Origin of the sequence: Pseudomonas sp. DrBHI1 (assembly GCF_002205115.1) — a bacterium.
In the GTDB taxonomy this organism is placed as follows: domain Bacteria; phylum Pseudomonadota; class Gammaproteobacteria; order Pseudomonadales; family Pseudomonadaceae; genus Aquipseudomonas; species Aquipseudomonas mosselii.
The window spans coordinates 117,299-124,023 of sequence record NZ_NIBE01000052.1 but is presented as its reverse complement, the minus strand read 5'-3'; the positions used below and the strand labels follow the sequence as shown (position 1 = coordinate 124,023).

The 6,725-nt window shown below is 63.9% G+C and carries 7 protein-coding genes; 1 reads left to right on the top strand and 6 read right to left on the bottom strand.

Annotated features, from left to right (window positions below):
• From creC to CC207_RS09880, 3 genes are all read right to left on the bottom strand, one after another.
• Positions 1-1,164: two-component system sensor histidine kinase CreC (gene creC, locus CC207_RS09890; RefSeq protein WP_088852020.1), on the bottom strand; the 1,164-nt coding region annotated here is incomplete at its 3' end.
• Complete coding sequence (creB, locus tag CC207_RS09885; RefSeq protein WP_088852019.1) at positions 1,164-1,844, bottom strand: two-component system response regulator CreB; 681 nt, start codon at positions 1,842-1,844, stop codon at positions 1,164-1,166. The genes creB and creC, both read right to left, overlap by 1 nt.
• A 108-nt stretch (positions 1,845-1,952) precedes the next feature.
• Positions 1,953-2,453, bottom strand: coding sequence for an ATP-dependent zinc protease (locus tag CC207_RS09880; protein WP_088852018.1), 501 nt, complete (start codon positions 2,451-2,453; stop codon positions 1,953-1,955).
• A 182-nt stretch (positions 2,454-2,635) separates the two neighbouring features.
• Between CC207_RS09880 and CC207_RS09875 the strand changes: the two genes are divergently transcribed.
• Entirely contained in the window at positions 2,636-3,523 is an 888-nt protein-coding gene (locus tag CC207_RS09875; protein WP_062362857.1) for an acyltransferase, read from the top strand.
• Positions 3,524-3,593: 70 nt separating this feature from the next.
• Here the strand turns inward: CC207_RS09875 and CC207_RS09870 are convergent, their stop codons facing one another.
• From CC207_RS09870 to CC207_RS09860, 3 genes are all read right to left on the bottom strand, one after another.
• A complete protein-coding gene (locus CC207_RS09870) occupies positions 3,594-3,941 on the bottom strand; it encodes a YgiW/YdeI family stress tolerance OB fold protein (protein ID WP_028689103.1) in 348 nt (115 codons plus the stop codon).
• 115 nt (positions 3,942-4,056) lie between these two features.
• A complete protein-coding gene (gene hemE / locus CC207_RS09865; protein WP_062362854.1) occupies positions 4,057-5,121 on the bottom strand; it encodes a uroporphyrinogen decarboxylase in 1,065 nt (354 codons plus the stop codon).
• 151 nt (positions 5,122-5,272) lie between these two features.
• Positions 5,273-6,691 (bottom strand): FAD-dependent oxidoreductase, encoded by a 1,419-nt coding sequence (locus CC207_RS09860; protein WP_028689105.1) that lies wholly within the window; start codon positions 6,689-6,691, stop codon positions 5,273-5,275.
• Positions 6,692-6,725: the final 34 nt, after the last annotated feature.

The following is a 6,725-nucleotide window of genomic DNA, read 5'->3' as shown; positions in this document are numbered from 1 at the left end:
ACGCTCGGGGGTGAAATCCAGCGCGTTGTCCAGCAGGTTGGCCAAGGCCTGACGCATCAGGAACGGATCGCACAGCAACCTGACGCCCGCCGGAATGCGCTGGCGCACCTGCAACGCGGCAGTGTCGATCCTCGCGCCATGGGCCAGCAGCAGCTCGTCGATCAGCGCTGCCACCGCCACCTGCTGCTCATCTTCCAATGCCTGCATCTGCTCGACCCGCGCCAGGTTGAGCAGGCGCTCGATCATCTGCTGCAGACGCTCGCTCTCGCGCTCGATGTTGCCGGCAAAGCGCGCCCGCTGCTCGTGCGGCATATCGCCCTGCAGCAGCTCCGAGGCGCCGCGGATCGCCGCCAACGGGCTCTTGAGCTCATGGGTGAGCGTATGCACATAGCGTTCGACATACGCCTTGCCCTCCAACTGGGTGCGCATGCGCTCCACCGCCGTGGCCAGTTGCAATAGCTCGCCGCCCTTGTAGTGCGGCAACGCGGCGCGCTCGCCCTCGCTGACCGCCTGGGCGTAATGGGTGAGCCGGCGCAGCGAGCGGGTCAGCCACCACGACAAGGCCGCGCCGACCAGCAGCCCCAGCACGATCAATCCCAGCCCGAGAATGAGCAGGCGCCGCTCGGAGCGGTCGATGTAGGGCTGCAATGAGCTGTTCGGCTTGGCCACGGTGACCACGCCGATGATCTGGCCCTGGTCGAGGATCGGCGCCGCTACATGCATCACCGAAGTGCTTTCGTCGTCCGGATCGCTGCGGGTCGAACGGGCGCCGTACTGGCCGCGCAGGGTCAGGTAGACATCATTCCAGCGTGAATAGTCCCTGCCCAGGTCCTGGCCGCTGGAGTCGAGCAGGACGATGCCCTTGGCGTCGGTCACGTAGATCCGGTGGCTGACCTGGTTCTTCGCCAGCCCCCAGATCTGCGCGCTGGGTCGCCGCTCGCCATAGGAGGCGAGCACCTGCGACAGGCGGCTCTGGTTCAGGGTGGCGTTCTTCACATCGTCGTGAAGGATCTCGGCCAGCAGGTTGGCGGTGTCCACCAGGGTTTCTTCCGATGATTGCCGCACCACCGGGCGTATCTGCTCGCGCACCGTGTTGAGCAGAAAGTAGCCCGCCAGGCCGACGAACAGGAAGTACACCAGGAAGATGCGGATGCCCAGGCGCATCAGGCGTGCTCAGGGCTGTAGCTGTAGCCCAGGCCGCGGTGGGTCTGGATCGCCTCGGCGTCGGGCGCGACCTGGCGCAGCTTGGCGCGCAGGCTCTTGATATGGCTGTCGATGGTGCGCTCGTAGCCGACGTCCGAAGCCACGCCGAGGCCGTCGAGCAGCTGTTCACGGCTGAATACCCGCCGTGGTTGTTCGAGCAGGCTCTGCAGCAGGCGGAATTCGTGGCGGGTAAGCGTCAACGGCTGGCCACGGTAGCTGATGCGCATGGCCAGGGTGTCGAGCTGGAACGGCATGCTTTCGCTGGCCGCGTCCGACCTGGGCGCCATGCGCTTGAGGATGGCCCGCACCCGCGCCGCCACCTCACGGGGGCTGAAGGGTTTGACCACGTAGTCGTCGGCACCGATCTCCAGGCCCAGCACCCGATCAATCTCGGCGTCGCGGGCGCTGAGGAACATCACCGGCACCTCGCTGAAGCGGCGCAACTGGCGGCAGGTCTCGAAACCGTTGATGTCGGGCAGGCCGATGTCGAGGATCACCAGGTCGGCCGGACGCTGGCGCTGCTGCTCAACGGCGGCGCTGCCGAGGGTCACCCACTCGGTGCTGTGGCCGTCGGCCTGCAGGGCGTAGACCAGGGTGTCGGCGATGGCGGATTCGTCTTCGACGATAAGGATGTGGGGCATCTGAGCGGCAAGCCTCAAGCTGCAAGCTTCAAGTGAAAGCGGATCGCGGCAACTTACACCGATCCGCCGTTTCTTGCAGCTTGTCCCTTGTGGCTTGCCGCTGCCGTATCAGCAGTCCGGCTTGCCCGCCGTGAACTTCTTCGCCGGGTTCACCGCCGCCTTGAACTCGCGCAGGGCCTTGGCGCCCACCAGCAGCGGGTAGTTGAAGCTGCTGCGGTCGACCAGGTTGACCTCCACGGTTCGCTTCACATCGCCCAGGCACAGTTCCAGGTCGACCACCGGGCGGCGCGACAACTCGGGCGCGTCGCCTTCGTCTTCCTCGTCGGCGCGGTTCTTGATCTTGCTGATGCGCGCCAGCTTGTGTTCGTAGACCTTGCCATTGGCATCCTTGGTGGCCAGGCGGAAACGCACCCAATCCTCGCCGTCACGGGTGAACTGCTCGATGTCCTTGGCCGACAGCGACGCAGTGTAGGCACCGGTGTCCATCTTGGCCTTCAGGGTTTCACCGATCTCCGGCAAGGCGATGTTCTCGTAGCGGCCATACAGGGTGGGCTCGGCGGCCATCGCCGGCAGCGCCAGAAGGGACAGCAGGGCAAGCAGGGGTTTCACGGGGCAGGCTTCCTTGAGAGGGGTCAGTGCTTAGACTGCGCAGGCAGGATAGGTTCGTTGCAACAGGGTAAACAACACAATGTGAAACATTTGTCCCAGTTAATGGCCGTACGACGTTTGGCTAAGGGCCAGACCCTGCTTATCATTGCCAACCGTTCACCTTACACAACAAGAGTCCCTTTATGCGTCGCCTGCTGACCGGCATCCTCACCCTCACCCTGCTGCTGCTCAACACCCTGGTGCTGATCGGCCCGTTGCTGGTCTTCGCCCTGCTCAAGCTGGTACTGCCCGGCCGTGGCCGCGACTACGCGTCAGCCGCGGTGATGTGGATCGCCGAGACCTGGTCGGAAATCGACAAGGCCATCTTCGCCCTGTGCATCCCCACCCAGTGGGACATCCGCGGCGTGGAAACCCTGCGCCAGGACACCTCGTACCTGTGCATCAGCAACCACCAGACCTGGGTCGATATCCCGGCGCTGATCGAAAGCCTCAACCGCCGCGTGCCGTTCTTCAAATTTTTCCTCAAGAAGGAGCTGATCTGGGTACCGCTGCTGGGCCTGGCCTGGTGGGGCCTGGACTACCCGTTCATGAAGCGCTACAGCAAGGCCTTCCTCGACAAGCATCCCGAACTCAAGGGCAAGGACCTGGAGATCACCAAGGCCGCCTGCGAGCTGTTCAAGCGCCAGCCGGTGACCGTGGTCAACTACCTAGAAGGCACCCGTTTCACCGAGGCCAAGCGCGAGCAGCAGCAGTCGCCCTATCGCCACCTGCTCAAGCCCAAGGCCGGCGGCGTGGCCTTCGTGCTGGCGGCGCTGGGCGAGCAGCTGGACGCCCTGCTCGACGTGACCATCGTCTACCCGGGCGACAAGGCACCGGGGTTCTGGGACCTGCTCAACGGCAGCATCAGCCGGGTGATCATCGACATCCGCGTGCGCGAGCTGGACCCGACGTTGAGTGCAGGCGACTACGAGAACGACCCGGCCTTCCGCCAGACCGTGCAGGCCTGGGTGAACCAGCTGTGGGTGGAGAAGGACCAGCGGATCGAGCAATTGCGCGCCGAGATGCGCTGATGCCTATGGCACGCGCCCGTGAACAGGGCTTGTGCCACGAAAGGGCTGCAAAGCAGCCCATCGTCGCCGATCAGTTGATGATCTCGACAATATCTACATCCACTTCGCGACTCATCAGGTGTTTCTCCACCTCGCCGGTCAGCTTGACCTTGGTCTTGTCGTTGAACGGCGTCGGCGGCAGGTCTTCGTCGTCGATCTCGACGGTGATGGTGCCAGTGTTGTCCTTGAACTCGTACTTGTCGTCGTTGTTGATCTTCTTGGTCACGAAGCCCTGCAGCACCACCGGGGTGTCGTCGGCGGCATCGTTGGCGGCGGCGACCGTGGTCACGGCCTGGGCGCCAGGGCCGGTGTAGCCGGCGGCCAGTGCGGCGGTGCTGAACAGTGGGGCGAGGATCAGGGGCAGGTAACGAGCTTTCATGGTGATCGGGTCCTGTTTGCGTTTTGATGGCCCCAGATTACCGACGATCGCTGAATTGAAACTTAATACAACAAAAAGCCCGGCACTTGGCCGGGCTTCTCGCGTTGCACACCGATTACCGGTGGTACTGCGCCGACAACTCATGCACGGCGTTAATGAACACACCAGCGTGCTCAGGATCGACCTCGGGGGTGATGCCATGACCCAGGTTGAACACATGGCCGCTGCCCTTGCCGTAGCTGGCGAGGATGCGCGCCACTTCCTTGCGGATCGCCTCGGGCTTGGCGTACAGCACGGTCGGGTCCATGTTGCCCTGCAGCGCCACCTTGTCACCGACGCGGCGGCGGGCGTCGCCGATCTCGCAGGTCCAGTCCAGGCCCAGGGCGTCGGCACCGGCCTCGGCGATGCTTTCCAGCCACAAGCCGCCGTTCTTGGTGAACAGGATCACCGGTATCTTGCGCCCTTCGTGCTCGCGGATCAGGCCGCTGACGATCTTGCGCATGTAGGCCAGGGAGAACTCCTGGTAGGCCGCCGCCGACAGGTTGCCGCCCCAGGTGTCGAAGATCTGCACGGCCTGCGCCCCAGCCAGGATCTGGCCATTGAGGTAGCTGGTGACCGACTGCGCCAGCTTGTCCAGCAGCAGGTGCAGGGCCTCGGGATTGTCGTAGGCCATGGCCTTGGTCTTGCGGAAGTCCTTCGACGAGCCGCCCTCGACCATGTAGGTGGCCAGGGTCCACGGGCTGCCGGAGAAGCCGATCAACGGCACGCGGCCGTTGAGTTCACGACGGATGGTGCTGACCGCGTCCATCACATAGCCCAGGTCCTTCTGCGGGTCGGGAATCGGCAGTGCCTCGATGTCGGCCAGGGTACTGATGACCTTCTTGAAACGCGGGCCTTCGCCGGTCTCGAAGTACAGGCCCTGGCCCATGGCGTCGGGGATGGTGAGGATGTCCGAGAAGAGGATCGCCGCGTCCAGCGGGTAGCGGTCCAGCGGCTGCAGGGTGACCTCGCAGGCGAACTGCGGGTTCATGCACAGGCTCATGAAGTCGCCGGCCTTGGCGCGGCTGGCGCGGTACTCCGGCAGGTAGCGGCCGGCCTGGCGCATCATCCATACCGGGGTGACGTCTACGGGTTGCTTGAGCAGTGCACGCAGGAAACGATCGTTCTTCAGGGCAGTCATGTCGGCATCCGGAAAAAAAGTGCGGGCATTTTCTCAGACGCGGGCACAAAAGGCACGGCCACGGCCATGCGTTTTGTCTATTGGGTGCCTTGGATCAAGCGTTTTTGTATACAAAATACCCTTGGGGCCGCAAAGCGGCCCCAACGATCGATCAGACTTCGAGGTAATCCAGGATGCCCTCGGCAGCGGTGCGGCCTTCGAAAATGGCGGTAACCACCAAGTCCGAGCCCCGCACCATATCACCACCGGCAAACACTTTCGGATTGCTGGTCTGGTGCTTGAACTTGCCCTTCTCCGGCGCCACCACGCGGCCCTGGCTGTCCAGCTGGATGCCATGCTGCTCGAACCACGGCGCCGGGCTCGGGCGGAAACCAAAGGCGATCACCACGGCGTCGGCCGGCAGGATCTCCTCGGAGCCCGGGATCGGCTCGGGGCTGCGGCGGCCACGGGCATCCGGCTCGCCGAGACGGGTCTCGACCACCTTCACACCCTCGACCTTGTCTTCGCCAACGATGGCGATGGGCTGGCGGTTGTAGAGGAACTTCACGCCCTCTTCCTTGGCGTTCTTCACCTCTTTGCGCGAACCCGGCATGTTGGCCTCGTCACGGCGATAGGCGCAGGTTACCGACTTGGCGCCCTGGCGGATCGAGGTGCGGTTGCAGTCCATCGCGGTGTCGCCCCCCCCCAGGACCACGACCTTCTTGCCCTGCATGTCGACAAAGTCTTCCGGCGACTTCTCGAAACCGAGGTTGCGGTTGACGTTGGCGATCAGGAAGTCCAGCGCGTCATGCACGCCCGGCAGGTCCTCACCCGGGAAGCCGCCCTTCATGTAGGTATAGGTACCCATGCCCATGAACACCGCATCGTACTCGGCGAGCAGCTGTTCCATGCTGATGTCCTTGCCCACCTCGGTGTTCAGCCGGAACTCGATGCCCATGCCGGTGAAGACTTCGCGGCGATTGCTCAGCACGGTCTTTTCCAGCTTGAACTCGGGGATGCCGAAGGTCAGCAGGCCACCGATCTCGGGGTTCTTGTCGAACACCACCGGGGTCACGCCCGCGCGCACCAGCACGTCGGCGCAGCCCAGGCCAGCAGGGCCGGCACCGATGATGGCGACGCGCTTGCCGGTGGGCTTGACCTTGGACATGTCCGGGCGCCAGCCCATGGCGAAGGCTGTGTCGGTGATGTACTTCTCCACCGAGCCGATGGTCACCGCGCCAAAGCCGTCGTTCAGGGTGCACGCCCCTTCGCACAGACGGTCCTGCGGGCACACACGGCCGCACACTTCCGGCAGGGTGTTGGTTTGGTGCGACAGCTCGGCCGCGGCCAGGATGTTGCCTTCGGAGACCAGCTTCAACCAGTTGGGGATGAAGTTGTGCACCGGGCACTTCCATTCGCAATACGGGTTGCCGCAGCCCAGGCAGCGGTGCGCCTGCTCCACGGACTGCTGCGGCTTGAAAGGTTCGTAGATCTCGACGAACTCCTTCTTGCGCTGGCGCAGCAGCTTTTTCTTCGGGTCCTTGCGGCCCACTTCGATGAACTGGAAGTCGTTGCTCAGACGTTCAGCCATTTTTCAAAACCTCTTTACCGCAGTTGCCGGCCTT

Coding starts and splice junctions, on each gene's coding strand:
- CC207_RS09870 (WP_028689103.1), bottom strand. CDS start 3,941: ATGAAAGCTCGTTACCTGCCCCTGATCCTCGCCCCACTGTTCAGCACC.
- CC207_RS09875 (WP_062362857.1), top strand. CDS start 2,636: ATGCGTCGCCTGCTGACCGGCATCCTCACCCTCACCCTGCTGCTGCTC.
- hemE (WP_062362854.1), bottom strand. CDS start 5,121: ATGACTGCCCTGAAGAACGATCGTTTCCTGCGTGCACTGCTCAAGCAA.
- CC207_RS09860 (WP_028689105.1), bottom strand. CDS start 6,691: ATGGCTGAACGTCTGAGCAACGACTTCCAGTTCATCGAAGTGGGCCGC.
- creB (WP_088852019.1), bottom strand. CDS start 1,844: ATGCCCCACATCCTTATCGTCGAAGACGAATCCGCCATCGCCGACACC.